General features: G+C 69.5%; 17 protein-coding genes. 10 read left to right on the forward strand and 7 right to left on the reverse strand.

Annotated elements, in window-relative coordinates; translation table 11 throughout:
* The first annotated feature begins 9 nt into the window (after positions 1-9).
* From ligA to pbpC, 8 genes are all read left to right on the forward strand, one after another.
* Positions 10-2565, forward strand: coding sequence for an NAD-dependent DNA ligase LigA (gene ligA / locus LAJ50_RS09130; RefSeq protein ID WP_130552145.1), 2556 nt, complete (start codon positions 10-12; stop codon positions 2563-2565).
* Positions 2562-3527, forward strand: coding sequence for an EF-P lysine aminoacylase EpmA (gene epmA / locus LAJ50_RS09135; protein WP_130552144.1), 966 nt, complete (start codon positions 2562-2564; stop codon positions 3525-3527). The genes ligA and epmA overlap by 4 nt, the downstream gene beginning before the upstream one ends.
* A 95-nt stretch (positions 3528-3622) precedes the next feature.
* Complete coding sequence (locus tag LAJ50_RS09140; RefSeq protein ID WP_130552143.1) at positions 3623-4150, forward strand: DUF3011 domain-containing protein; 528 nt, start codon at positions 3623-3625, stop codon at positions 4148-4150.
* Between the two features lie 44 nt (positions 4151-4194).
* Positions 4195-5250 (forward strand): S-methyl-5-thioribose-1-phosphate isomerase, encoded by a 1056-nt coding sequence (gene mtnA / locus LAJ50_RS09145; protein WP_130552142.1) that lies wholly within the window; start codon positions 4195-4197, stop codon positions 5248-5250.
* Positions 5251-5490: 240 nt separating this feature from the next.
* Positions 5491-8184 carry a DNA gyrase subunit A gene (gyrA, locus tag LAJ50_RS09150; RefSeq protein WP_130552141.1) on the forward strand — a complete coding sequence of 898 codons (2694 nt, stop codon included), beginning with the start codon at positions 5491-5493 and terminating at the stop codon, positions 8182-8184.
* Between the two features lie 437 nt (positions 8185-8621).
* The gene (locus LAJ50_RS09155; RefSeq protein ID WP_130552140.1) at positions 8622-13616 is read left to right on the forward strand and encodes an alpha-2-macroglobulin; all 4995 of its coding nucleotides are present in this window, start codon (positions 8622-8624) and stop codon (positions 13614-13616) included.
* Positions 13617-13690: 74 nt separating this feature from the next.
* On the forward strand, positions 13691-14017 hold the full coding sequence (locus LAJ50_RS09160) for a hypothetical protein (RefSeq protein ID WP_130552139.1): 327 nt from the start codon (positions 13691-13693) through the stop codon (positions 14015-14017).
* A 123-nt stretch (positions 14018-14140) separates the two neighbouring features.
* On the forward strand, positions 14141-16441 hold the full coding sequence (pbpC, locus tag LAJ50_RS09165) for a penicillin-binding protein 1C (protein ID WP_328590697.1): 2301 nt from the start codon (positions 14141-14143) through the stop codon (positions 16439-16441).
* A gap of 171 nt (positions 16442-16612) precedes the next feature.
* Here the strand turns inward: pbpC and LAJ50_RS09170 are convergent, their stop codons facing one another.
* The gene (locus LAJ50_RS09170) at positions 16613-17185 is read right to left on the reverse strand and encodes a ferritin-like domain-containing protein (protein ID WP_130552137.1); all 573 of its coding nucleotides are present in this window, start codon (positions 17183-17185) and stop codon (positions 16613-16615) included.
* A 37-nt stretch (positions 17186-17222) separates the two neighbouring features.
* Positions 17223-17705 (reverse strand): peroxiredoxin, encoded by a 483-nt coding sequence (locus LAJ50_RS09175; RefSeq protein ID WP_130552136.1) that lies wholly within the window; start codon positions 17703-17705, stop codon positions 17223-17225.
* A 177-nt stretch (positions 17706-17882) separates the two neighbouring features.
* Here LAJ50_RS09175 and LAJ50_RS09180 point away from each other — a divergent pair, with 177 nt between their 5' ends.
* Positions 17883-18326, forward strand: a complete 444-nt coding sequence (locus LAJ50_RS09180; RefSeq protein WP_130552135.1) for an Hsp20/alpha crystallin family protein — start codon at positions 17883-17885, stop codon at positions 18324-18326.
* Positions 18327-18448: 122 nt separating this feature from the next.
* Positions 18449-19330 carry a DnaJ C-terminal domain-containing protein gene (locus tag LAJ50_RS09185; protein WP_130552134.1) on the forward strand — a complete coding sequence of 294 codons (882 nt, stop codon included), beginning with the start codon at positions 18449-18451 and terminating at the stop codon, positions 19328-19330.
* Positions 19331-19414: 84 nt separating this feature from the next.
* On the opposite strand, the gene pilH is transcribed toward LAJ50_RS09185, so the two are convergent.
* From pilH to LAJ50_RS09210, 5 genes are all read right to left on the reverse strand, one after another.
* Positions 19415-19807, reverse strand: coding sequence for a twitching motility response regulator PilH (pilH, locus tag LAJ50_RS09190; RefSeq protein ID WP_130552133.1), 393 nt, complete (start codon positions 19805-19807; stop codon positions 19415-19417).
* Positions 19808-20117: 310 nt separating this feature from the next.
* On the reverse strand, positions 20118-20711 hold the full coding sequence (locus LAJ50_RS09195; protein ID WP_130552129.1) for a TIGR00730 family Rossman fold protein: 594 nt from the start codon (positions 20709-20711) through the stop codon (positions 20118-20120).
* A gap of 142 nt (positions 20712-20853) precedes the next feature.
* Complete coding sequence (lpdA, locus tag LAJ50_RS09200; protein WP_130532136.1) at positions 20854-22296, reverse strand: dihydrolipoyl dehydrogenase; 1443 nt, start codon at positions 22294-22296, stop codon at positions 20854-20856.
* A 143-nt stretch (positions 22297-22439) separates the two neighbouring features.
* Positions 22440-23657 (reverse strand): dihydrolipoyllysine-residue succinyltransferase, encoded by a 1218-nt coding sequence (gene sucB, locus LAJ50_RS09205; RefSeq protein ID WP_130552128.1) that lies wholly within the window; start codon positions 23655-23657, stop codon positions 22440-22442.
* 49 nt (positions 23658-23706) lie between these two features.
* A complete protein-coding gene (locus LAJ50_RS09210) occupies positions 23707-26535 on the reverse strand; it encodes a 2-oxoglutarate dehydrogenase E1 component (protein WP_130552127.1) in 2829 nt (942 codons plus the stop codon).
* Between the last annotated feature and the right edge of the window lie 73 nt (positions 26536-26608).

Here is a 26608-nt window from a genome sequence, read left to right on the forward strand (position 1 = left end):
GATTTGCCGATGAGCCCGGCCAAGACCCCCCAGGCGCGCGTGACCGAATTGCGCCAGCAGCTGGATGACGCCAGCTACCGCTATCACGTGCTCGATGAGCCCAACATCCCCGACGCGGAGTACGACCGCCTGCTGCGCGAGCTGGACGAGCTTGAGGCCGCGCATCCCGAGCTGGTGACGCCCGATTCGCCCACCCAGCGCGTCGGTGCGGTGGCCGCGGGCCGCTTCGCCGAGGTCCGCCACGCGCTGCCGATGCTGTCGCTGGGCAACGCCTTCGACGACGCCGAGGTGGAGGACTTCGTGCGCCGCATCGCCGAGCGGCTGGGCCGGCGCACTTTGAAGTTCTCGGCCGAGCCCAAGCTCGATGGCCTGGCGATCAGCCTGCGCTACGAGCAGGGCGTGTTCGTGCAGGGCGCCACCCGCGGCGACGGCACCACCGGTGAGGACGTCACGGCCAATTTGCGTACGGTCAGGGCCATTCCGCTGCGGTTGCGTGTGGCGGGAATGGGGAGTGGGGAATCGGGAATCGGGAAAGGCAAGAGCGGGGCGGCTTCCATTCCCGATTCTCCATTCCCCATTCCCCGCGTCCTGGAAGTCCGTGGCGAGGTGTATATGCCGCGGGCGGCGTTCGAGGCCTACAACGAGCAGGCGCGCCTGCACGGTGGGAAGGTGCTGGCCAATCCGCGCAACGGTGCGGCCGGCTCGCTGCGCCAGCTCGATGCGCGCATCACCGCGCAGCGGCCGCTGGCGTTCTATGCCTACGGCGTCGGCGAGGTGGAGGACGGCGCGCTGCCGGACACGCACTCGGGCACGCTGCAGCGCCTGCGCGAATGGGGCTTCCCGGTCAGCGACCTGTCGCGGGTGGTCGAAGGCGCCGAGGGCCTGCTGCGCTATTACCGGGAGATTGGGCAAAAGCGCGATTCGCTGCCGTTCGACATCGACGGGGTGGTCTACAAGCTGGACGACGTGGCCGGCCAGCGCGAGATGGGCTTCGTCTCGCGCGCGCCGCGCTGGGCGCTCGCGCACAAGTACCCGGCGCAGGAACAGGCCACCACGGTGGAGGGCATCGAGATTCAGATCGGCCGCACCGGCGCGGCCACGCCGGTCGCGCGGCTGGCGCCGGTGCAGGTGGCAGGGGTCACCGTCACCAACGCCACCCTGCACAACGCCGACCAGATCGCGCGTCTGGACGTGCGCGTGGGCGATGCGGTGATCGTGCGCCGCGCCGGCGACGTGATCCCCGAGGTGGTCAGCGTGATCCTCGAGCGCCGGCCCGCCGGCACGGCGCCCTGGCAGATGCCGGCGCAGTGCCCGGTGTGCGGCTCGGACATCGTGCGCGAGGAGGGCGCGGCGGTGTGGCGCTGTTCGGGCGAGCTGAGCTGCCCGGCCCAGCGCAAGGAGGCCATCCGCCATTTCGTCTCGCGCCGGGCGATGGACGTGGACGGCCTGGGCGAGAAGTTCATCGAGGTGCTGGTCGATGCCGGCGTGGTCCAGGGCGTGGCCGACCTCTACACCCTCGACCTGGATCAGCTGCTGCAGCTGCGCCTGGTCACCGGTGCCGAGACGCCGGAGGGCTTCCTGCGCGAGGCGCGCGAACACCTGGCCAGCGGCGCCTACGCGAAGCTGGAAGCCACGCTCGCGCGCGTGCGCGGCGATGCCGAGGCGGCGCCGGAGACCTGGCAGGCCGACCTGCTGCGCGCCGGCCTGCCGGCCTTCGACTGGAACCGCAAGAAGATCGCGACCAAGTGGGCCGAGAACCTGGTCGCCGCGTTGGAAGCCAGCAAGCACACCACCCTGGAGCGCTTCCTGTTCGCGCTGGGCATCGAGCATGTCGGCGAGAGCACGGCCAAGGCGCTGGCGGCCTGGTTCGGCGACCTGGAACTGGTGCGCAGGCTGCCTTGGCCCCTGTTCAAGCGCGTGCCGGACATCGGCGGCGAGGTGGCGCGCGCACTGGGGCGCTTCTTCGAACAGTCCGGCAACCAGCAGGCCATCGACGACCTGCTGGCGCGCGGGGTCGAGATCGTCGACGCCCATCCGCCCAGCGCGCTGCTGCGCGAGGGCCTGGAGTGGGCCACGCTGCTGGCCGACCTGGAGATCCCCAGGCTGACCAAGATCCGCGCCAGCGCGCTGGCCGCGGCGATGCCGAAGGTGGCCGATATCGTCGCGGCCGATCCGGACGCGCTGGTCGCCGCCGGCCTGCCCAAGGACACCGCCGCCGCGCTGGTGCAGTGGCGCGACGAAGGCGATCACGCGCAGCTGCTGCAGGCCACCGGTGCGGCGCTGGCGGAGCTGGACGCGATCACGCCGCGATCCGCGGCGCTGCCGGCCGGCCCGCTGACCGGCCAGACCGTGGTGCTCACCGGCAGCCTGGAATCGATGACCCGCGACGAGGCCGGCGCCCGGCTCGAGGCGCTGGGTGCCAAGGTCGCCGGCAGCGTGTCGAAGAAGACCGCCTTCGTGGTCGCCGGCAGCGAGGCCGGCTCCAAGCTCGCCAAGGCGCAGGACCTGGGGATCGACGTCTGGGATGAGGCGCGGCTGATCGCCTTCCTGGATCAGCAAGGGTGAGCTGGCAGCCAAGCGCCTCGTTCGAGGTCCTGCGCCTGCGTGCCAGGCTCAACGCGCGGGTGCGCGCGTTCTTCGCCGAGCGCGACGTGCTGGAGGTGGAGACGCCGGTGCTGTCGCAGGCCGGCAACACCGAGCCCAACATCGACAGCTTCACCACCGCCTTCAGCGGCCATGTCAGCGCCGGCGCGCGCACGCGCTGGCTGCGCACCTCGCCCGAGTACCCGCTCAAGCGCCTGCTCGCCGCCGGCATCGGCGACTGCTACGAACTGGGCCGCGTGTTCCGCAACGGCGAGGCCGGCGGCCGCCACAACCCCGAGTTCACCATGCTCGAGTGGTACCGGGTGGGCTGGGACCACCGGCGCCTGGCGCAGGAAACGGTCGACCTGGTGCGCCAAGCGCTCGCGCTGGTGGGCCGACAGGCGCGGGTGGACGAGCTCACCTACCGCGACCTGTTCCTGCGCGGCCTGCGGCTGGACCCGTTCAGCGCCACGCTGGAGCAGCTGCAGGCGCCGCTGGCGTCCGCGCGCATCGACGGCCAGGGCCTCACCCGCGATGACTGGCTGGACCTGCTGATCACCCATCACCTGCAGCCGGCGTTCGCGCCGGACTGCCTCACCATCGTCCACGACTGGCCGGCCAGCCAGGCCGCGCTGGCCAGGCTGCGTCCGGGCGATCCGCCGGTGGCCGAGCGCTTCGAGCTGTACCTGGGCGCGGTCGAACTGGCCAACGGCTACCACGAGCTGCGCGATGCGGACGAGCAGGGCGCACGCTTCGCGCGCGACCAGCAGCGCCGGGCTGAACGTGGCCTGGTTCAGCCACCGCAGGATCGCCACTTGCTGGATGCCCTGCCGCTCATGCCACACTGCGCCGGCGTGGCGGTAGGCATCGACCGGTTGCTGATGGCGATGCTGGGGACGGCGAGCATCGCCGACGTGCTGGCCTTCGATTTCGCGCGGGCCTGACACACCAAAGGCATACACGGATCGTAAACAGGTCACTATGCTGGCATGCAGTGCTCGCAGGGAGTCGAAGCTTGCGTATCGCTCAGGGGAATGTCGTGTCCATCCGTCGTGTGCTGCAGGCCGGGCTTCCGGGAACCGCCGCGTTGATGCTGTCCGCCTGCGGCAGCGTGGGCTGGCTGTTCGGCGGCCATGACACCCCGCCGGGCGAGGTCCCGGTGGAGCACTTCAGCTGCGAGTCCAAGGATCAGAGCCTGAAGTACTGCGACGTGGACACCTCCGCCGGCGTGCGCCTGACCCGGCAGGTGTCCAACATGCCTTGCATCAAGGGGCGTACCTGGGATTACGGCCGCTTCGGCGTGTGGGTCGACCACGGCTGCCGCGGCGAATTCATCAGCGGCACCGGCGATGACGACGGCGGCGCCTTCGACCTCAAGCACAAGGTCCTGCGCTGCGAATCGCAGGACCAGCAGCGCCGCCGCTGCGACGGCCGGGTCACCAGCCCGCCGGCCACGTTGCTGCGCCAGCTCTCCGACACCCAGTGCGTGGAAGGCAGCACCTGGGGCTGGGACGAGCAGGGCGTGTGGGTCGACGGCGGCTGCCGCGGGCTGTTCCGCATCCGTTGAACGCGCGCGGCGGGCTGCCACATCGGCGCGGGTAAAATGCGCCGATGAACGAGACCTTCGATTACGCCCGCTACGACCGCATCCGTCCGCTGCTGTGGACCGGCGATGCCCTGCAACTGCTCGACCAGCGCAAGCTGCCCTTCGTGGTCGAACACCTGACCTGCGCCACCAGCGACGAGGTCGCCGCCGCGATCCACGCCCTGGCCGTGCGCGGCGCGCCGGCGATCGGCATCGCCGCGGCCTGGGGCACGGTGCTGGCCGGGCGCGCCATCGAGGCCGCCGACGGCGCCGAGGCCGCGCTGAAGCTCGAACCGGCCCTGCAGCGCCTCAACGCCGCCCGCCCCACCGCGGTCAACCTGGCTTGGGCGCTGGCGCGCATGCGCCGCGCGCTGCAGCCGGCCGGCGCCGACTGGCGCGACGTGCTGGAGCGCGAGGCGCAGGCCATCGCCAGCGAGGACCTGGCCGCCAACCGCCACATGGGCGAGCTGGGCGCGGCGCTGATCGGCGAGGGCAGCGGCGTGCTGACCCACTGCAACACCGGCTCGCTGGCCACCGCCGGCTTCGGCACCGCGCTGGGCGTGATCCGCGCAGGCGTGGCGCAGGGCCGCATCGGCAAGGTCTTCGCCGACGAGACCCGGCCCTGGCAGCAGGGCGCGCGCCTGACGGTGTGGGAGCTGCAGCAGGACGGCATCGACGCCACGCTGATCGCCGACTCGGCCGCCTCGCACCTGATGAAGACCGGCGCGGTGCAATGGGTGGTGGTCGGCGCCGACCGCATCTGCGCCAACGGCGATACCGCCAACAAGATCGGCACCTACCAGCTGGCCATCGCCGCGCGCCACCATGGCCTGAAGTTCATGGTGGTCGCGCCGTCCTCGACGGTCGACATGGACACGGCCAGCGGCGAGTTGATCGAGATCGAGGAACGCGATCCGGGCGAGCTGCACGGCATCGGCGGCGTGCGCACCGTGGCCGAGGGCATCAAGGCCTGGAACCCCGTGTTCGACGTCACCCCGGGCAGCCTGATCGATGCCATCGTCACCGAGAAGGGCGTGGTCGAGCAGCCCACCCCCGAGAAGATGCGCGCGGCCTTCGGCTGAAGGCCCGGGGCAGGCGCGCCGCGCCCTGCTGTGCATCGTTTGCGGCCACGCCGCCGCAGGCCTTGCGCGGGGCCTTGTTCCACGCGCAAGTGATTGATTCTTGGCGCTTCCCGGCGCCCATCGCGGGCCGGGTGCGTGGTACAATTTCGCGGTTGAAAACCCCTCCGAAACCCGCTTGCCGCGCTCCTGGCGGCCAGGCCCGTTTCGGCCCGATGTAGCGAACACAAGCACGGACCTCGAATGGCTGATCTCGCCAAGGAAATCATCCCCGTCAACCTCGAAGACGAGATGCGCAAGAGCTACCTCGATTACGCCATGAGCGTGATCGTGGGCCGCGCCCTCCCGGACGTCCGGGACGGCCTGAAGCCGGTGCATCGCCGCGTGTTGTACGCGATGAACGAACTGGGCGCGCACAGCAACAAGCCTTACTACAAGTCCGCGCGCATCGTCGGCGACGTGATCGGTAAGTACCACCCGCACGGCGACCAGTCGGTGTACGACACGCTGGTGCGCATGGCCCAGCCGTTCTCGCTGCGCTACCTGCTGGTGGACGGGCAGGGCAACTTCGGTTCGGTCGACGGCGACTCGGCCGCGGCGATGCGTTACACCGAGGCGCGCATGTCGCGCCTGACCCACGAGCTGATGGCCGACATCGACAAGGAAACCGTCGATTTCGTGCCCAACTACGATGAGAAGGAGCTGGAGCCGTCGGTGATGCCGACGCGCTTTCCGAACCTGCTGGTCAACGGCTCGGCCGGCATCGCGGTGGGCATGGCGACCAACATCCCGCCGCACAACCTGTCCGAGGTGGTCGATGGCCTGATCGCGCTGATCGACAACCCGCTGATCGACATCGATGCGCTGATGGACTACATCCCCGGGCCGGACTTCCCGACCGCGGGCATCATCAACGGCACCGCCGGCATCATCGCCGGCTACCGCACCGGCCGCGGCCGCGTGCGCATGCGCGCCAAGGCCGAGGTCGAGGTCGACGACCGCACCGGGCGCGAGGCGATCATCGTCACCGAGATCCCCTACCAGGTGAACAAGGCGCGGCTGATCGAGAAGATCGCCGAACTGGTCAAGGAGAAGAAGCTCGAGGGCATCAGCGAGCTGCGCGACGAGTCCGACAAGGACGGCATGCGCATCTACATCGAGGTCAAGCGCGGCGAATCGGCCGAGGTGGTCCTCAACAACCTGTATTCGCAGACGCCGATGGAATCGGTGTTCGGCATCAACATGGTCGCCCTGGTCGACGGCCGCCCGCAGCTGCTGAACCTCAAGCAGATGCTGGAAGCCTTCGTGCGCCATCGCCGCGAGGTGGTGACCCGCCGCACGATCTTCGAGCTGCGCAAGGCCCGCGCCCGTGCCCACATCCTCGAAGGCCTGACCGTCGCGCTGGCCAACATCGATGAGATGATCGAGCTGATCAAGACCTCGGCCAACCCGACCGAGGCGCGCGAACGCATGCTCGCCAAGACCTGGGAGCCGGGCCTGGTGGGCTCGCTGCTGGCCGCCTCCGGCGCCGAGGCCTCGCGTCCGGAAGACCTGCCCAGGGGCGTGGGCTTCATCGACGACCGTTACCAGCTGACCGAGGTCCAGGCCACGCAGATCCTGGAGATGCGCCTGCACCGCCTGACCGGGCTGGAGCAGGAAAAGCTCACCGAGGAGTACCGCCAGCTGCTGGACACCATCGCCGGGCTGATCCGCATCCTGGAAAACCCCGATGTGCTCAAGGAAGTCATCCGCGAGGAGCTGCTGAACGTCAAGGCCGAGTTCGGCGATGCGCGCCGCAGCGAGATCCGCCAGAGCGAGGAAGACCTGGACATCCTGGATCTGATCGCCCCGGAAGACATGGTGGTCACCCTGAGCCACGCCGGCTACGCCAAGCGCCAGCCGGCCAGCAGCTACCGCGCGCAGAAGCGCGGCGGCCGCGGCCGCAACGCGGCCACGACCAAGGACGAGGACTTCATCGACCAGCTGTGGCTGGTCAACACCCACGACACGCTGCTGACCTTCACCAGCAAGGGCCGCGTGTTCTGGCTGGCCGTGCACCAGCTGCCCGAGGCCGGGCCGAACGCGCGCGGCCGCCCGATCATCAACTGGATTCCGCTGGAAGGCGATGAGAAGGTGCAGGCGGTGCTGCCGGTGCGCGAGTACGCGCAGGGTCGCTACGTGTTCTTCGCCACCCGCAACGGCACGGTCAAGAAGACCCCGCTGACCGAGTTCGCCTTCCGCCTGGCGCGCGGCAAGATCGCCATCAACCTGGACGAGGGCGATGCGCTGGTCGGCGTGGCGCTGACCGACGGCGAGCGTGACGTGCTGCTGTTCGCCTCCAACGGCAAGGCCGTGCGCTTCGGCGAGGAGGCGGTGCGCTCCATGGGCCGGACCGCCACCGGCGTGCGCGGCATCAGGCTGGCCAAGGGCGAGGACGTGGTCAGCCTGATCGTGGCCGAGCGTGCGGCCGGCGCCGGCGCCGAGTCCGAGGACGAAGCCGCCGACGACGTGGCCGAGTCGGGCGATGAGGCCGTGCTGGAGACCGTGCAGGACGAGTCGGGCTGCTACATCCTCACCGCCACCGAGAACGGCTACGGCAAGCGCACTCCGCTGGCCGACTATCCGCGCAAGGGCCGCGGCACCCAGGGCGTGATCGGCATCCAGACCAACGAGCGCAACGGCAGGCTGGTCGGCGCGTTGCTGCTGGGCAATACCGACGAGGTGATGCTGATCTCCGACGGCGGCACGCTGGTGCGCACGCGCTCGACCGAGATCTCGTGCGTGGGCCGCAACACCCAGGGCGTGACCCTGATCCGCCTGTCCAAGGGCGAGAAGCTGCAGGCGATCGAACGCCTGGATGCCTCGCTGGAAGAGGAGGAGGACGCGGCGGCGGCCGACGCTAGCGCCGAGGTGCCGCCTCCGTCTCCCGCGGGCTGAGCGGGCGGAGCCGGTGACCAGGTCGCCGGCTCGCTGGTCCGCCAGCATGGACATCGCGAGCGGCCGCGCCCTGCACGGGCGTGGCCGTTTTCGTTCTGTGGGAGCTGGCTTCCATGGCGTCCCGGGGGCAATGACGATGTGCGGTGTCGGTAGAGCTCCATCGCCGCCATGGCGGCTCCCAGCTGCATCTTTGCCACCGGCATGTGTCCTCGGGCGGCGCGATGGGCATCCTGCAGCGCGATGGCCCTGTGCGCGCAGGATGCACCGCACAAGCACCGCCGCCCTCGCTCCTGGCCTGGTGGGAGCCGCCATGGCGGCGATGAGGCTTTCCCCGTAGCCCTTCCTCCCCATTGCCCGGAAAGCCCGCAGCGGCCCTCCAGCCTCCATCCGCGCCCTCTATACTCCCGCGCAAAACCGGTTGAGGAGAGTGGCGTTTCATGGAGAGCATCCAGGATCAGGGCGCGCTGTCGCCACACCGCGCCACCGCGCAGGACGCGCCTTCCTCGACCCGCACGCGGCCCGCGCGCCCCGCCTGGCGCGCGGCCCTGCTGGCCGGTGCGCTGGCGCTGCTGGCCCTGACCGGCTGCGATCGCAACAAGACCGGCGACCTGCCGGCCGTCTCCGGCGAAGCGGTGCAGGCGCAGAAGGCCAAGTCCGTCGCCGGCTTCGGCCTGGTCAACGCCTATCCCGACCAGCACGAGGGCCAGGTCGCCATCGCCCTGGAATTCAGCCAGCCGCTGGTCGAGTCGCAGGACTTCGACCGGCTCCTCCACGTCAGCGACGACAAGGGCGCCGTGGTCAGCGGCAGCTGGGTGCTGGACAAGGAGGCCAGCATCCTGCGCTTCCCCTCGGTGGAAGCCGCGCGCGACTACACGGTCAAGGTCGATGCGGGCCTGCTGGCCGCGGCCGGCGGCCGCCTGGGCAAGGCGGTCGAGCAGGTCGTGCACACCGGCCAGATCGAACCGGCCGTGGCCTTCGCCTCGCAGGGCAGCGTGCTGCCGGCCAAGGACACCCGCGGCCTGCCGGTGGTGTCGATCAACGTGCCGGAAGTGGACGTGGAGTTCCTGCGCGTGCGCGAGTCCGAGCTGCCGCGCTTCTTCGCCCAGTACCAGCGCGGCGGCAGCCGCGGCGCCTGGGCGCTGGACGAGGACTACAGCGAGAACAAGCCGCTGGGCGAACTGGCCGACTCGGTCTACCTCAACCGCTTCGTGCTGGGCGGCAAGCCCAACGAGCGCATGGTCAGCTACCTGCCGGTCCAGGACATCAAGCAGCTGCAGGAGCCGGGCCTCTATTTCGCCGTGATGAAGCGCGTCGGGCGCTATTCGGACCAGCTGCAGACCGCGTTCTTCAGCGTCAGCGACCTGGGGCTGCACGCGCGCGCCTACAAGGACACGCTGTTCGTCCATACCGCCTCGCTGGCCGACGGCGGCGCCGTCGGTGGCGCCCAGCTGCGGGTGCTCAACGCCAAGGGCGAGACCGTGCTCAAGGGCGAGACCGACGGCAACGGCAACGCGCTGCTCAAGTACACCCTCGACGCCGGCCAGGTGCTGGTGGCCAGCCGCGGCAAGGACGTCACTCTGCTGCCGTTCAACCAGCCGGCACTGGACCTGTCCGAGTTCGCGGTGGCCGGGCGCGAGCAGGCCTGGTTCGACGTGTTCGCCTGGTCCGGCCGCGACCTCTATCGCCCCGGCGAGATGGTGCGCGTGTCGGCGCTGCTGCGCGACTTCGACGGCAAGCCGGTCAAGGCCGGGCAGCCGCTGTACCTGCGTCTGAAGCAGCCCGACGGCAAGATCTTCCGCGAGACCCGGCTGACGCCGGGCGAGCAGGGCTATTTCGCCTTCGAGCAGGCCATCCCGGTGGAGGCGCCGACCGGGCGCTGGCAGGTGGAGTTCCGTACCGATCCGGCCAGCCAGCAGGCGGTGCAGGGCATGACCCTGCGCATCGAGGAGTTCCTGCCCGAGCGCATGAAGCTGGACCTGTCCGCGCCGGAGATCCTCAAGCCCGGCCAGGGCCTGGACCTGAAGGCCGACGCCGCCTACCTGTACGGCGCACCGGCCGACGGCAACCGCTTCACCGCCAAGCTGGCCGTGGCGGTGGAGCAGCATCCGCTGGAGAAGCTGCCGGGGTGGTTCTTCGGTGACGCCACGGTGCAGCTGCCCAAGGAGGCCAAGGATGTGGTCGATGCCACGTTCGACGCCAAGGGCCATTACGAGGAGACGCTGTCGTTGCCCGATGAGGTCAAGCCGGTCACGCCGGTGGCGGCCATCGTCACCGGCAGCGTGTACGAAACCGGCGGGCGCACGGTCAACCGCTCGCTCAAGCGCGTGCTGTGGCCGGCCGAGGTGCTGGTCGGCGTGCGGCCGCTGTTCGACGACAAGGAGGGCTCGGCCGCCAACGGCACGGCGGGCTTCGAGATCGCCCGCTTCAACGCCGCCGGCGCGCGCCAGCCCGGCAAGGGCCTGAAGGTCACCCTGGTGCGCGAGCGCCGCGACTACCACTGGACCCACAACGAGGACACCGGCTGGTCGTTCGACTACACCCAGCGCTTCGAGAATGTCGACACCAAGACCGTCGATGCCGGCGGCGACGCCGTGCGCGTGGATTTCCCGGTGGAGTGGGGTGGCTACCGGCTGGAGGTGTTCGACCCGGCCACCGGGCTGACTGCGCGCTATCCGTTCACCGCCGGCTGGAGCTGGAGCGACGACAACCGCGGCCTGGACGCGCGCCCGGACAAGGTCAAGCTGTCGCTGGACAAGACCGGCTACCGCGCCGGCGACACGCTGAAGGTCACCGTGACCCCGCCGCACGCCGGCAAGGGCGTGCTGATGGTCGAGTCCGACCACATGCTCTACGTCAAGGACATCGAGGTGAAGGCCGGCAGCGTGTTCGAGATCCCGGTCACCCAGGACTGGGAGCGGCACGACGTCTACGTCACCGCGCTGGTGTTCCGCGGCGGCAGCGCGCCGTCCAAGATCACGCCCGCGCGTGCGGTGGGTGTGGCGCACGTGCCGATGGATCGCGGCGCAAGGCGCGTGGCCGTGGGCCTGAAGGCGCCCGAGCAGATGAAGCCCGGCCAGGACCTGGCGGTGACCGTCAGCGTGCCGCAGCTGGCCGGCAAGGACGCGCACGTCACGGTCTCGGCGGTGGACGTGGGCATCCTCAACATCACCCGCTACCCGGTGCCCGACGCCACCACGCACTTCTTCGCCCAGCGCCGCCTGGGCGTGGACAGCTACGACGTCTACGGCCGCGTGATCGAGAGCTACGAGGGCGACACGGCCAAGCTGCGCTTCGGTGGCGACATGGCCCTGGGCGCCTTGCCGCAGGCGCGGCGTCCGACCGCCAAGGTACAGACCGTGGACCTGTTCGCCGGCCCGGTGAAGCTGGACGCCAAGGGCAACGCGCGCGTGCTGCTGAAGGTGCCGGACTTCAACGGCACCCTGCGCGTGTCGGCGCTGGTGTATTCGGACAGCCAGTACGGCAGCCGCGACACCCAGACCCTGGTGCGCGCGCCGGTGGTGGCCGAGGCCAGCATGCCGCGCGTGCTGGCGCCGGGTGACCGCAGCATGGTCACCCTGGACGTGCAGAACTTCACCGGCAGGCCGGGCACGTTCAAGGTGCAGGTGGACGGCAACGGGCCGCTGGCCATCGGCGAGGGCAGCCGCAGCGTGTCGCTGGCCGATGGCGCCAAGACCACGCTGAGCTTCCCGCTGCAGGCGCGCGAGGGCTATACGACCGCGCAGGTGCGCGTGCGCGTGGACGGCGCGGCCGACGGCTTCAAGGTCGACCGCAGCTTCGACCTGCCGGTGCGCGCAGGCTGGCCCGGCGTGACCCGCACCGAGAGCCGGGTGATCGATCCGCTGGCGCCGGTGACGATGGGCGCGGGCTTCGCCGATGGGCTGATGCCCGATTCGGTGCGCGCGCGCATGGTGGTCAGCGCGCTGCCGCCGATTCCCTTCGCCGCCGCGCTGGAGGACCTGCTCAAGTATCCCTACGGCTGCATCGAGCAGACCACCAGCAAGGGCTACGCCGCCCTGGTGATGGACCAGGCCACGGCCGACCTGCTGGGCACCAAGGGGCTGGACCCGGTCAAGCGCCGTGAGCGCATGGAGGGCGCCTTCGCCCGCATCGCCTCGATGCAGGTGGCCAACGGCAACTTCTCGATGTGGGGCGACGACGGCGACGTGGTGCCGTATATCACGCCCTACGTGGCCGACTTCCTGCTCGACGCGCGCGAGGGCGGCTTCGCCGTGCCCGACACGGTGCTGCAGAAGGCGTTGAACCGCCTCAGCGAGGACCTGCTGTCCGGCGGCAACCAGTTCTATGGCTCCAACTTCCGCGACCACCTGCGCTTCGCCAACCAGGCCTATGCCGGCTACGTGCTGGCGCGCGTGGGCCGCGCGCCGCTGGGCACGCTGCGGGCGCTGTACGACAACGACCGGGGCAAGTCGATGACCGGCCTGCCGCTGGTCCAGCTGGGGCTGGCGCTGTCGCTGCAGGGCGACACCAAGCGCGGCGCGCGCGCCATCGCGCTGGGCTTCGACAAGACCGGCGATCGGCCGGAGTGGCTGGGCGACTACGGCACCCGGCTGCGCGACGACGCCCTGATGCTGGCGCTGGTGCGCGAGCGCAAGCTGTCCAGACCCGAGTACGACGCGCGCGTGATCTCGCTGGGCCGCGAGCTGGACGAGCGTCGCAAGGCGCGCTGGTTCTACCTGAGCACGCAGGAACAGGTCGCCATCGCGCGGCTGGGCAAGTCGCTGCTGGGCGATGCCCAGGCCAAGACGCTCGGCGGCACCTGGTCGGCCGATGGCGCCAGCGAGACGGTGCAGGACCTGCGCCTGTTCGCGCGCACGTTCGACATGGCCACCCTGGCCAAGGGCGTGAGCTTCGCCCCGCAGGGCCAGCCGCCGCTGTACGCCAGCCTGGAGATCGCCGGCGTACCGCGCACCGCGCCGGCCGAGGACAAGTCGAAGATCGGCGTCACCCGGCGCTACTACGCCACCGATGGCAGCGAGTGGAAGGGCGGCACGCTGAAGGAGGGCGAGGCGCTGATCGTGGGCCTGCGCATCACCGCCGACACCGAAGTGCCCGACGCGCTGCTCACCGACCTGCTGCCGGCGGGGCTGGAGATCGAGAACTTCAACCTGTCCGACGCCAAGCAGTGGGCCGACGTGGTGGTCGATGGCATCACCCTCACCGAGCGCGGCGATGCGGCCGAGGTCAAGCACGAGGAGTTCCGCGACGACCGCTACGTGGCCGCCTTGCGCCTGGGGCGCGGCGGCAGCGGCGCCAAGGTGTTCTACCTGGTCCGCGCCGTCACGCCCGGCACCTACACCGTGCCGCCGCCGCTGGTGGAGGACATGTACCGCCCCGACATCCGCGGCGTCGGCACCTCCACTCCGACCACGATCACGGTGGTGCAGCCGTGACCGCCGTCGGCTAGGAAAAAAATATGCCGGGTGTCCGGAGATGCACTGTGAGATGGCGTGGCCGAGTCCTTTGGGTGGGCGTGGCGATTACTGCGCTTGCGAGTGCCATTTCCGTTGCCACAGCGACGGTCGGTGTTGGAACTGTCGTTGCCACTGCTTCGGAGTCCGAACTTAGCGAGATGCAGTGCCTTGAAGTCGCGCGTCAGTACGCGGTACGAGAAATGGGCTATGAAATAGGGGCCTTCGAACTCGACTACATGGGCATAAGTGCTGGTCGTGCAGTGATCTGGATATGGAAGCCGAGCAAGAAGGCTCCGCCGTTTGTCGATGGTGACGGTAGCCGCCAAGTGCAGATCAATTTGAAAACCGGGGTCATCGAACGCGTCCTGTATGGCCAGTAGATGGGACGCGCAATGTCGTTGTGTCCCTGCGCTCCATAAGCCCTATTGTTGTTTTCGATGAAGCGCTTAAAGAGCGGGTCCCTTTCGTTGCAACGCTTTGCAGTCCTGTTGCGCTGGGGTCTGGTGCTACTGCTCGTGGCGCTGCTGGTCCTGGACTTCGCCTTCCCGCCGCCGCTGCCGAAGGCGCGCGAGACCAGCACGCTGGTGGTGGCCCGCGACGGCACCCCGCTGCGGGCCTTCGCCGATCGCGACGGGGTATGGCGCTACCCGGCCTCGCCCGAAGGGGTCTCGCCGCTGTACCTGCAGGCGCTGCTGACCTACGAGGACCGCTGGTTCTGGCGGCATCCGGGCGTCAATCCGTGGGCGCTGCTGCGTGCGGGCGGGCAGATGTTGCGGCGCGGGCGGATCGTCTCGGGCGGCTCGACGCTGACCATGCAGGTCGCGCGCATCCTCGACCCGCACACGCGCACGCCCTGGGGCAAGGCCAAGCAGCTGCTGCGCGCCCTGCAGCTGGAGGCGCACCTGAGCAAGCGGCAGATCCTGGACCTGTACCTGGAGCGCGCGCCGTTCGGCGGCACCATCGAGGGCGTGGAGGCCGCCAGCTGGGCCTACCTGGGCAAGCCGGCCGCGCGGCTGTCGCATGCCGAGGCCGCGCTGCTGGCGGTGCTGCCGCAGTCGCCCAGCCGGCTGCGACCGGACCGCAATCCGCAGGCGGCGCGGGTGGCGCGCGACAAGGTGCTGGCACGCATGGTCGCCCTCGGCGTGTGGACCCAGGCGCAGGTGGACGATGCGCGTATCGAACCGGTGGTCGCACGCGCGCTGCAGCCGCCGCTGAGCGCCGCGTTGCTGGCCGAACGGCTGCACCAGCAGCAGCCGCGCGCCGCGCGCATCGTCTCCACCCTGGACGCCGACCTGCAGCGCACGCTGGAACAGCGCGTCACCGCCTATTTCTCCAACCTGCCCGAACGCACCTCGGCGGCGCTGCTGGTGGTGGACAACACGACGATGGAGGCACGCGCCTACGTCGGCTCGGTGCAGTTCGGCGATGCCAGGCGTCTGGGCCATGTGGACATGGTGCAGGCCTGGCGCTCGCCGGGCTCGACGCTCAAGCCCTTCCTGTACGGATTGGCGCTGGACGACGGGCTGATCCATTCGGAGACCCTACTGATCGATGCGCCGCAGGGCTTCGGCGGCTACCGGCCGGGGAACTTCGATGCCGCCTTCAACGGGCCGGTCGGGGCCGCAGAGGCGCTGCGCCTGTCGCTCAACGTGCCGGCGGTGGACGTGCTGGACCACGTCGGCCCGGCACGCTTCGCCGCGCGGCTGGCCAACGGCGGCATCGCGCTGCGCTTTCCGCGCGGCACCGCCCCCAACCTGGCGATGATCCTGGGCGGCACCGGCGCACGGCTGGAGGATCTGGTCGGCGCCTTCGCCGCGTTCAACCGCGACGGGCTGGCAGGACGCGTGCGCTACCGGCCGGAGGACCCGGTCTCCGATCGCCGGCTGCTCTCGCCCGGCGCGGCCTGGATCATCCGCCAGGTGCTGCAGGACAACCCGCGGCCCGGCGAGAGCGTGGGCACCTTCGACACCGGCGGCCGCCCGCGGGTGGCCTGGAAGACCGGCACCAGCTACGGCTACCGCGACGCCTGGGCGATCGGCGGCACGCGCCGCTACACCGTCGGCGTGTGGGTCGGCCGGCCGGACGGCACGCCGCTGCCCGGCCAGTACGGAGCGGTGACCGCGCTGCCGCTGATGTTCGAGGTGATCGACAGCCTGCCCCGCGCGCGCGGCGAGGCGATGGCGATCCCGCCCCCGGCCAGCGTGGCCCAGGCCGAGGTGTGCTGGCCGCTGGGCCTGCCGCCCGACCCGCAGGCGCCGCAGCTGTGCCAGCGCCGGATGCAGGCCTGGACGCTGGACGGCAACGTGCCGCCGACCTTCGCCGAACGCGATGCGCGGCTGTGGCGCGCGGGGCGGGAGACCTTCCAGCGCGATGCCGGCAGCGGCCAGCGGCTGTCGGCCGACTGCACGCGGCCGCACCTCGCGCAGGACGCGAGCCTGGCGCGCTGGCCCGCGCTGGCCTCGCCCTGGCTGAGCGTGGCCGAGCGCCGCGCCGCGCAGCTGCCGCCGCTGGCGCCGGACTGCGCGCCGGATGGGCGCGAGGCCAGCGCCGCGCTGCGCATCGAGGGCCTCAACGACGGCGCCACCCTGGCGCGGGCGCCTGGCAGCGACAAGCCGGCCAGCGTGCACCTGCGCGCCCTGGGCACCGAGACCGAGGTGCAATGGCTGCTGGACGGCCGCTGGATCGGCCTGACCCGCGGCACGCGCGGTTTCGAGCACGGCTTCGAGCAGCCGGGCGAGCACACGCTGACCGCGCTGGCCGACAGCGGCGCGTGGAGCACGCTGCGGTTCCGTGTGCTGCGGTAGGGAAGCAGGGGCAGGGGTCAGGGCCGGCGCTGGTCGACCGGGCGCGCATACCGGGATTGAGGCATGTCCTAAAGAAAACGCCGGGCGATGCCCGGCGTCTGTGTGCGAAATCGATTGCCTTGCAGGAGCTGCTTATTGAAACAAGCGTCGGCGATACCCCTGGCCCCGGCCTTACTTCCCGATCCACCCTTCCAGCATGTCGGCGAATTCGTCGGCGTGCTCCTCTTCCTGCTCCAGGATGCGCTCGAGGATGCGCTTGGTGGTGGTGTCCTTGTCGCCGATGTAGTTGATCATCTGGCGGTAGCTGTCGATGGCGATGCGCTCGGCGATCAGGTTCTCCTTGACCATATCGCGCAGGTCGCTGCCTTCCTTGTACTCGGCATGCGAACGCGCGGTCAGGGTGTCCGGGTTGAGGTCCGGTTCGCCGCCGAGCTGGACGATGCGCTCGGCCAGCATGCCGGCGTGGTCCTGCTCCTGCTTGGCGTGCTCCAGGAACTCGGCCTTGACCGAGTCGGCCAGCATGCCCTTGGCCATGAAGTAGTGGCGGTAGTAGCGCAGCACGCACACGTACTCGGTCGCCAGCGCCTCGTTGAGCAGCTTGATCACTTCCTTGCGGTCGGCGGTGTAGGAGTCGGTGACCGCGCCGTCCTCGATCTTCTGGCGCGCGTTGGCGCGCAGGGTCTCGCGGTCGGCCAGGTCGGCGGCCGAGGTGTGGTTGAACTTGGTGGCTGATGTCTTGGACATTGGCTTGCCTCGCTTGATGGATGTGCGGTGGGAGGGATCAGTCGGGAAGGTGCTGCAGCACGTAGTCGGCGGAGGAGACCTCGAACTCGCCCGGGTTCTCCACCCAGAGCTGCCTGACCACGCCGTCCTCGGCATAGAGCGCGTAGCGCTTGGAGCGCAGGCCCATGCCCTGCGCGGCCAGGTCCAGTTCCAGGCCCAGCGCGCGGGCGAAATCGCCGCTGCCATCGGCCAGCAGCTGCAGTCCTTCGGGCACGTGCTGCGACTCGCCCCAGGCCTTCATCACGAAGGCATCGTTGACCGACACGCAGTACACCTCGATCCCGCGCTTGCGGAACTCTTCGAAGCGCTCGACGAAGCCGGGCAGGTGGCGCGCCGAGCAGGTCGGGGTGAAGGCGCCCGGCACCGCGAACAGCACCACCTTGTGCGCGCCGAACAGCGTCGGGGTATCGACCTTCTCCACGCCCTGGCGGATGCGGGTCAGGATGACTTCGGGAATGGGATCGCCGATCTGGATCGTCATGGGAGCCTGGAGGCGCGGGAGGGCGGCCGCGTGAACGGTACCGTAGGCAGGGCCGTGGGAAGGCGGCGTCAAAACCCTTGAAAAGCCGCGTGCGGCGCTTATCTGTTGGTCACGGAGGCCACGGGCCCCTGCCGCGCGCACTTCGCGTTCGCGGCCATCCAATCGGAGACATTCATGATGAATTTCGTGCGCTATCAAGGCTGGCCCGTCCGCCCCGGCCAGCTGGAACTGGGGCGTGTGCTGGACCGTTTCGCCCAGGCGGGTCAGTCCGCCGCCGACGGCAGCGTGGGCTGGGTCCCGCGCGTGGACGTGAAGGAAGAAGCCAACCGCTTCGTGATCTTCGCCGACCTGCCGGGCGTGGACCTGGACGCGATCGAGGTCCAGATGGACAAGAACGTGCTGAGCATCCGTGGCGAGCGTGCCGCCCCGGAGGCGGGCGAGGAAGCCCGCTTCACCCGCCAGGAGCGCCGCCACGGCGCGTTCGCGCGCAGCTTCACCCTGCCGGAGACCGCCGATGCCGAGGGCATCGTGGCCACCGCTCGCAACGGTGTGCTGGAAGTGGTGATTCCCAAGCGTCCCGAAGCCGCGCCGCGCCGCATCCAGGTCGGGTCGATCCAGTAACCTTGTGCCCCGGCCCGCGCCTTGCGCGGGCTCCATGAGCCGGCCGCGATGCGCTGTTCACCGCGTCGCGGCCAGGATCGGGCCCGCGGCTGCGAAGCCGCGGGCTTTCTTGCGGAGGTGCGATGGAATTCAAGGACTACTACCAGACACTGGGCGTGGAACCCACGGCCGGCGAGGCGGAGATCAAGACCGCGTACCGCCGCCTGGCGCGCAAGTACCACCCCGACGTCAGCAAGGAGGCCGATGCCGAGGAGCGTTTCAAGGCGGTCAACGAGGCCTACGAGGCCCTGCGCGATCCGGAGAAGCGCGCGGCCTACGACCAACTGCGCGCGCGCGGCTACCAGCCCGGGCAGGAGTACCAGCCGCAGGATTTCGGCGGCGGCTACGGCGGCCAGGGCTTCGATTTCGAGGAAGTCTTCGGCAGCGCCGGGGGCGGCGGTGCCGGCTTCAGCGACTTCTTCGAGAACCTGTTCGGCCAGCGCGCGCGCGGCGGCCCGGGCTTCCGTGGCGGCCAGCCGCCGCGCGGCGACACCCGCGCCAAGCTGTCGGTGCCGCTCAAGGCGGTCTACGAAGGCAGCAGCATCCGCGTGACCGTCAACGGCAAGCAGCTGGACGTGCGCGTGCCCAAGGGCATCAAGCCCGGTCAGGCGATCCGCCTGGGCGGGCAGGGCAGCGGCGGCGGCAACCTGCTGCTGGAGATCGAGTACGCGGCCGACCCGCAGTTCGAGGTGGACGGCCGCAACATCATCCACGTCCTGCAGGTCACGCCCTGGCAGGCGGCGCTGGGCGCCACGGTGAGCGTGCCGACGCTGGGCGGCCCGGTCGATCTGAAGATCCCGCCGGACTCCGACGCCGGGCGCAAGCTGCGCCTGCGCGGCCGCGGCCTGCCGGGCTCGCCCGACGGCGACCAGATCGTGGAACTGGAGATCACCGCGCCGCGTGCGGCCACCGAGGCCCAGCGCAAGGCCTACGAGAAGCTGGCCAAGGCCTTCGCCGACAGCTGACCTGCGTCCATGTCGAGGCAAGAACGCAAAACGGGCGCCTCTGGGCGCCCGTTTCGCGTTCCGCCGCCGGCTCCGGCCGGCGCGTCAGGCGGCCGACGTCGGCGACTGGCGCGCGGCGCTGAGGATGCGCTCGATGACCTCGGACAGCTCGTCCTCGGAGAAGGGCTTGGTCAGGTAGGCCTTGGCCCCCTGGCGCATGCCCCACATGCGGTCGGTGTCCTGGTCCTTGGTGGTCACCAGGACCACCGGGATGTGCTTGGTGGTCGCCTCGCGGCTGAGCTGGCGGGTGGCCTGGAAACCGTTGAGGTTGGGCATCACCACGTCCATCAGGACCATGTCGGGCAGCTCGCGCTTGGCCACCTCCACCCCCTGCACGCCGTCCTCGGCGGTGATCCACGTGTGGCCCAGCTTTTCCACGATGCGCTGGATGCCCAGCAGCTGCGACGGTGAATCGTCGACGATGAGAATGCGCGCCATGCCTTTGTCCTGACTGTCCCCTGTTGGGAATTGTAGAGGCCTTTGCCCGCCCTGCGTAAGCGGCGCATGCCGTCAGTCCGCGCGCCTTCTGCCGTCCATCCGCGGACGCCACCGGCAGCGTGATCGCGCTCACGGAATCAAAGGCCGCGCTGGCGGTGTTCCAGACCCGGTCGCCTGCGCGGCGGCCGCGCTCGCAGCGGGAGAGCCAGCCGCTCCCTCAACGGGCTTAGCGCAGCGCCTCGCGGCGCTTCCCGTTGATCCGCGCCGCGAAGTCCTTGGGCGCCAGTCCGATCGAGACGCGCCTGTCGGCTTACCGCAGCGCGTCGCGGCGTTTCTCGTCGATCCACTTGCTCGCCTGCGCCGGCGTATACGCGCGCATCCAGGCCAGCAGCGCATCGATATCCTCGCCGTGCCACAGGTCGGCGCGCTGGGCCGCGTGCAGGAAGCGCTGCTCGACCATGCGGTCGATCATCGCGATCAGCGGCTGGTAGAAGCCGTCGATGTCCAGGAAGGCGCAGGGCTTGTTGCCGATGCCCAGCTGGCGCCAGGTCAGCATCTCGAAGATCTCTTCCATCGTGCCGAAGCCGCCGGGCAGGGTGATGAAGCCATCGGCCAGGTCGAACATGCGCGCCTTGCGCTCGTGCATGGAGCCGACGATCTCCAGCTGGGTCAGGCCGCGATGGGCCACCTCCCAGTCCACCAATTGCTGCGGAATCACGCCGACCACCTCGCCGCCGGCGGCCAGCACCGCGTCGGCCACCGCGCCCATCAGGCCGACCTTGCCGCCGCCGTAGACCAGACGCAGGCCTTCGGCGGCCAGCCGCTGGCCGAGTTCGGTGGCGCGCTGAACGTAGAGGGGTTTGGCGCCGGCGTTGGAGCCGCAGTAGACGCAGATGCTTTTCATCGGGAATGGGGAGTTGGGAATGGGGAATGGGAAAATCAAAAGCCGGAACGCATGACGCCGGACACAGGTCCGGCGTCATGCGGTGAGAGTGGTGACGGGAGCGCGCTTGCTATTCCCGATTCTCCACTCCCGATTCCCGGCTCTAATTCGCCTTATGGATCGCGCGCTTGCCCACCGCCATGGCGGCGTCGTGCACCACCTCGGACAGCGAGGGATGGGCGTGGCAGATGCGCGCCAGGTCGTCGGCCGAGCCACTGAACTCCATGGTCAGCACGCCTTCGTGCACCAGCTCGGAGACGTTGACGCCCACCAGGTGCATGCCCAGCACGCGGTCGGTCTCGGCGTGGGCCAGGACCTTGACGAAGCCGGCCGGCTCGGCCATCGCCACGGCGCGGCCGTTGGCGGCGAACGGGAAGCTGCCGGCCTTGTACGGCACGCCCTCGGCCTTGAGCTGCTGCTCGGTCTTGCCGACCCAGGCGATCTCCGGCTCGGTATAGATGACCCACGGGATGGTGTCGAAGTTGACGTGGCCCGGCAGGCCGGCGATCAGCTCGGCCACGGCGATGCCTTCCTCGAAGCCCTTGTGCGCCAGCATCGGGCCGCGCACGCAGTCGCCGATGGCCCACACGCCGTCCACGCCGGTATGGCAGTGCTCGTCGACCACGATCTGGCCGCGCTCGTTGAGCTGCACGCCGGTACCCTCGGCCAGCACGCCCTTGGTCGCGGCGCGACGGCCCACGGCCACCAGCAGCTTGTCCACGGTCAGGGTCTGCTCGCCGGAGGCGTCGGTGTAGGTGACCACGACCTCCTTCTTCTTGCCCTTGCCGGTGACCTCGGTCGCGCTGACCTTGGCGCCGAGCTTGATGTCCAGGCCCTGCTTCTTGAATTCCTTGGCGGCGGCCTTGGCCACTTCGGCATCGGCGGCGGCCAGGAAGTCCGGCAGCGCCTCCAGGATGGTGACCTCGGCGCCCAGGCGCTTCCACACGCTGCCCAGCTCCAGGCCGATCACGCCCGCGCCGATCACCGCCAGGCGCTTGGGCACCTCGGTGAAGTCCAGCGCGCCGACGTTGTCGACGATGTTCTCGCCGTCGAACTTGGCGAACGGCAGCTCGATCGAATCCGAACCCGGCGCCAGGATCACGTTGGTGCCCTGCAGTTCGACCTCGCTGCCGTCGTGCTGCTTGACCTTGACCAGGTTGCCCGGCTGCAGCTGGGCGAAGCCGTAGTACGGAGTCACCTTGTTGGCCTTGAACAGCATCCCGATGCCGCCGGTGAACTGCTTCACGATCTTGTCCTTGCGGCCGACCATGGTGGCCACATCGATCTTGGCGTCCTTGAAGCTGATGCCGTGCTCGCCGAACAGGTGGCCCATGTTCCAGAACTGGCGCGAGGAGTCGAGCATCGCCTTGGAGGGGATGCAGCCCACGCGCAGACAGGTGCCGCCCAGGGCCGGCTTGCCGTCCTTGCCCAGCGCCGCATCGATGCAGGCGACCTTCATGCCCAGCTGGGCGGCGCGGATGGCCGCGTGATAGCCGGCCGGACCGGCACCGATGACGACGACGTCGTATTGCTGTGTTTCGCTCATTTCATTCGCTCACGGGAATGGGGAATAGGGAATGGGGAATGGCAAGGGCGTACGCGCGTGCCGTTTCCCATCCAGGTCCAGGCGGGAATGGGGGGGAAAGGATGCGCATCCGATTCCCGATTCTCCATTCCCGATTCCCGGCCTCACAGACCGAACAACATCCGGCCCGGGTTCTCCAGCTGGTTCTTGATGTCCACCAGGAACTGCACCGAATCCTTGCCGTCGATGATGCGGTGGTCGTAGGACAGGGCGATGTACATCATCGGCGCGATCACGACCTGGCCGTTCTCGGCGATCGGGCGCTCCTTGATGGCGTGCATGCCCAGGATGGCGCTCTGCGGCGGGTTGACGATCGGAGTGGACAGCAGCGAGCCGAAGGTGCCGCCGTTGGTGATGGTGAAGGTGCCGCCCTGCAGGTCGTCCAGGCCCAGCTTGCCGGCGCGCGCCTTGGCGGCGTAGTCGGCGATACCCTGTTCGACCTCGGCGAAGGACTGGCGCTCGACGTTGCGCAGCACCGGGGTGACCAGGCCCTTGTCGGTGGACACGGCGATGGAGATGTCGCTGTAGCCGTGATAGACGATGTCATCGCCGTCGATCGAGGCGTTGACCAGCGGGAAGCGCTGCAGCGCGTTGGCGGCGGCCTTGACGAAGAAGCTCATGAAGCCGAGCTTGATGCCGTGGGCCTTCTGGAACTCGTCCTGCAGTTCCTTGCGCGCCGCGCTGACCTTGGCCAGGTTGACCTCGTTGAACGTGGTCAGCATCGCGGTGGAGTTCTTCGAATCCATCAGGCGCTTGGCGATGGTCTTGCGGATGCGCGTCATCGGCACGCGCTCCTCGGGACGGGCACCGGCGGCCTTGCCCACGCCACCACCGGCGGCGAACTTGACGATGTCTTCCTTGGTCACCGCGCCGCGGCGGCCGGTGCCTTCGACCTGGGCCGGATCCACGCCCTCGGTGATCGCGGTGAAGCGCGCGCCCGGGGGCAGGTTGTCGGTGCCGGCGGCGGCCTTCGGTGCCTCGGCCTTGGCCGGGGCGGGGGCCTGCGCCTTGGCCGGGGCCTCGGGCTTGGCGGCCGGCTTGACCTCTTCCTCGGCCGGCTTGGCCGGGGCGGCCTGCGCGGTGGCGCCTTCCTCGATGATCGCCAGGACCTGCGAGGAGGTCACCGTGTCGCCCTCGGCGAACTTGATTTCCTTGAGCACGCCGTCCACCGGCGAGGGCACCTCCAGCACGACCTTGTCGGTCTCGAGGTCGACCAGATTCTCGTCGCGCTTGACGGCCTCACCGGCCTTCTTGTGCCAGCTGGCGATGGTGGCGTCGGAAACGGATTCGGGAAGGACCGGAACTTTGACTTCGGTGGCCATGCGGGAGCGTCCTAGGGATTTCTGGAGTGTTGATCGAAAGGGTGAGAGCTTATTCGGCGACGAGGTCGTTGCCGAAGGTGTTGACCAGCGCGTCGGCGACCAGCTGCTGCTGCTCGGCCACGTGCTCGGCCATGTGGCCGGCGGCCGGGGAGGGCGAACGGGCGCGGCCGGCGTAGTGCAGCGACTGGCCCTGCGCCAGGCAGGCCTGCAGATGGTGCTTGATCTGATACCAGGCACCCTGGTTCTGCGGTTCTTCCTGGCACCACACCACGTCGGTGGCGTTGGCGTACTTCTTCAGCTCGGCCGCCAGCAGCTCGCGCGGGAACGGATAGAGCTGCTCCACGCGCAGGATCGCCACGTCGTCCTGGCCGCGCTTGGTCGCATCCTCCAGCAGGTCGTAATAGACCTTGCCCGAGCAGGCCACCACGCGCTTGACCTTCTTCGCGTCGGCCTTGGCGTCGGGGATCAGGTGCTGGAACTCGCCGTCGGCCAGCTCCTCGAGCGTGGACACGGCCAGCTTGTGGCGCAGCAGCGACTTGGGCGTCATCACGATCAGCGGCTTGCGCGTGGTCATGCGCATCTGCCGGCGGATCATGTGGAAGCACTGGGCCGGGGTGGTCGGCACGCACACCAGCATGTTCTCCAGCGCGCACAGCTGCAGGAAGCGCTCCAGGCGCGCCGAGCTGTGCTCGGGGCCCTGGCCTTCGTAGCCGTGCGGCAGGAACAGTGCCAGGCCGGTGATGCGGCCCCACTTGGCCTCGCCGGCGGCGATGAACTGGTCGATCACCACCTGCGCGCCGTTGGCGAAGTCGCCGAACTGGCCTTCCCAGATGCACAGCGCATTGGGATCGGTGGTCGAGTAGCCGTACTCGAACGCCATCACCGCTTCCTCGCTGAGCAGCGAGTCGATCACGGTGGCGTCCTGCGGGTCGTCCACCAGCTGACGCAGCGGCAGGTAATAGCTGTCGGTCTTCTGGTCGTGCAGGATCGCGTGGCGATGGAAGAAGGTGCCGCGGCCCGAGTCCTGGCCGACCAGGCGCAGGGTGTTGCCCTCGGACAGCAGGGTGGCGTAGGCCAGGTTCTCGGCGAAGCCCCAGTCGCCCGGCAGCTCGCCCTCGGTCATCTTGGCGCGGTCCTCGTAGATCTTGGCCACGCGCGGATGCAGGCTCACCCCTTCGGGGATGGTGTTGATGACCTTGGCCAGCTGCTTGAGCTTGTCCAGCTTGACCGTGGTGTCGACCGGATCGGACAGCTTGCCCGACAGGTACTTGGACCAGTCGATGGCCAGCGGATCGCGCTCGGGCTTGGCCAGCTCGGTGGTGTAGGCACCCGAGTCCAGCTTGTCGCGATAGGCGTCGACCATGGCCTTGGCGTCGGCGGCGCTGATCACGCCGTCCTTCTCCAGCCGCTCGGCGTAGAGCTCGCGGGTGGTCTTGTGCTTGCGGATGATCTGGTACATCACCGGCTGGGTCGCGGCCGGCTCGTCGGCCTCGTTGTGGCCCCAGCGGCGGTAGCAGACCAGGTCGATGACCACGTCCTTCTTGAACACCTGGCGGAACTCGTAGGCCAGGTTGGCCGCGAACACCACCGCGTCCGGGTCATCGCCGTTCACGTGCAGCACCGGGGCGCCGACCATCTTGGCCACGTCGGTGCAGTACAGGGTCGAGCGCGCGTCGTCGCGGGCGCTGGTGGTGAAGCCGACCTGGTTGTTGATGACGATGTGCACGGTGCCGCCGATGGCGAAACCGCGCGCCTGCGACATCTGGAACAGCTCCATCACCACGCCCTGGCCGGCGAAGGCCGCATCGCCGTGGATCAGCACCGGCAGCACGTGGCTGCGCTCGGTGTCGTGGTAGCGCTCCTGGCGCGAACGCACCGAGCCTGCGACCACCGGGTCGACGATTTCCAGGTGCGAGGGGTTGAAGGCCAGCGCCAGGTGCACCGGGCCGCCGGGCGTGGCCACGTCGGCCGAGAAGCCCATGTGGTACTTCACGTCGCCGGTATGGGCGCGGTCGTCGTGGGCGTGCTCGAACTTGCCTTCGAACTCGTCGAACAGCTTGCGCGGGTTCTTGCCCAGGGTATTGACCAGCACGTTGAGGCGGCCGCGGTGGGCCATGCCCACGGCGATGTCGCGCATGCCGTCGCCGCCGCTGCGGCGCAGCACCACGTCCAGCATCGGGATCAGCGAGTCGCCGCCTTCCAGCGAGAAGCGCTTCTGGCCGACGTACTTGGTATGCAGGTAGCGCTCCAGGCCCTCGGCGGCGGTCAGCCGCTCCAGCGTGCGCTTGCGGGTGTCCGCGTCCAGGCCGTACTGGCCGCCGGCGGTCTCCAGGCGCTCGTACAGCCAACGGCGCTGCTCGAAGTCCGGGATGTGCATGAACTCGGCCCCGATCGAGCCGGTGTAGGTCGCCTTCAGCCGCGCCACGAGGTCGCGCAGGACCATGCGCGGCTGGCCGCCGACGCCGCCGGTGCTGAACTCGCTGTCCAGGTCGCGCTCGGACAGGTTGTGCCAGTCCAGGGTCAGGTCGGGCGGGTTGACCGGCTCGGTCAGGTTCAGCGGATCGACGTGCGCGTTCAGATGGCCGCGCGAGCGGTAGGCGGTGATCAGGCGGCCGACGTGGCGCTCGCGCTCGTCGGAGGGTGCCGCGCCATTGGCGGCGTTGGCGGCCTGCTTGGCGGCCTGGGTGATGTGCGAGATGGCGGCCGAATGCGGCACATCGCCGGCCTCGCGGCCCTTGAACCCGTCGAAATAGGCGCGCCACTTGGGATCCACGCTGTCCGGCGAGACCAGGTACTGCTCATAGAGGTCTTCGACGTAGGCGGCGCTGCCGCCGTTGAGCTGGGAGGACTGCACGAACTGCTTGAGAAGATTGTCCACGATGGTGGCCTTGAGGCGTCGTTTTGTGGGTTGGAAAGGCGGGCGCGGCGGTCGCGTCGCCCGCGTTCGCGGG

The organism is Pseudoxanthomonas sp. X-1 (assembly GCF_020042665.1).
Classification (GTDB): domain Bacteria; phylum Pseudomonadota; class Gammaproteobacteria; order Xanthomonadales; family Xanthomonadaceae; genus Pseudoxanthomonas_A; species Pseudoxanthomonas_A spadix_A.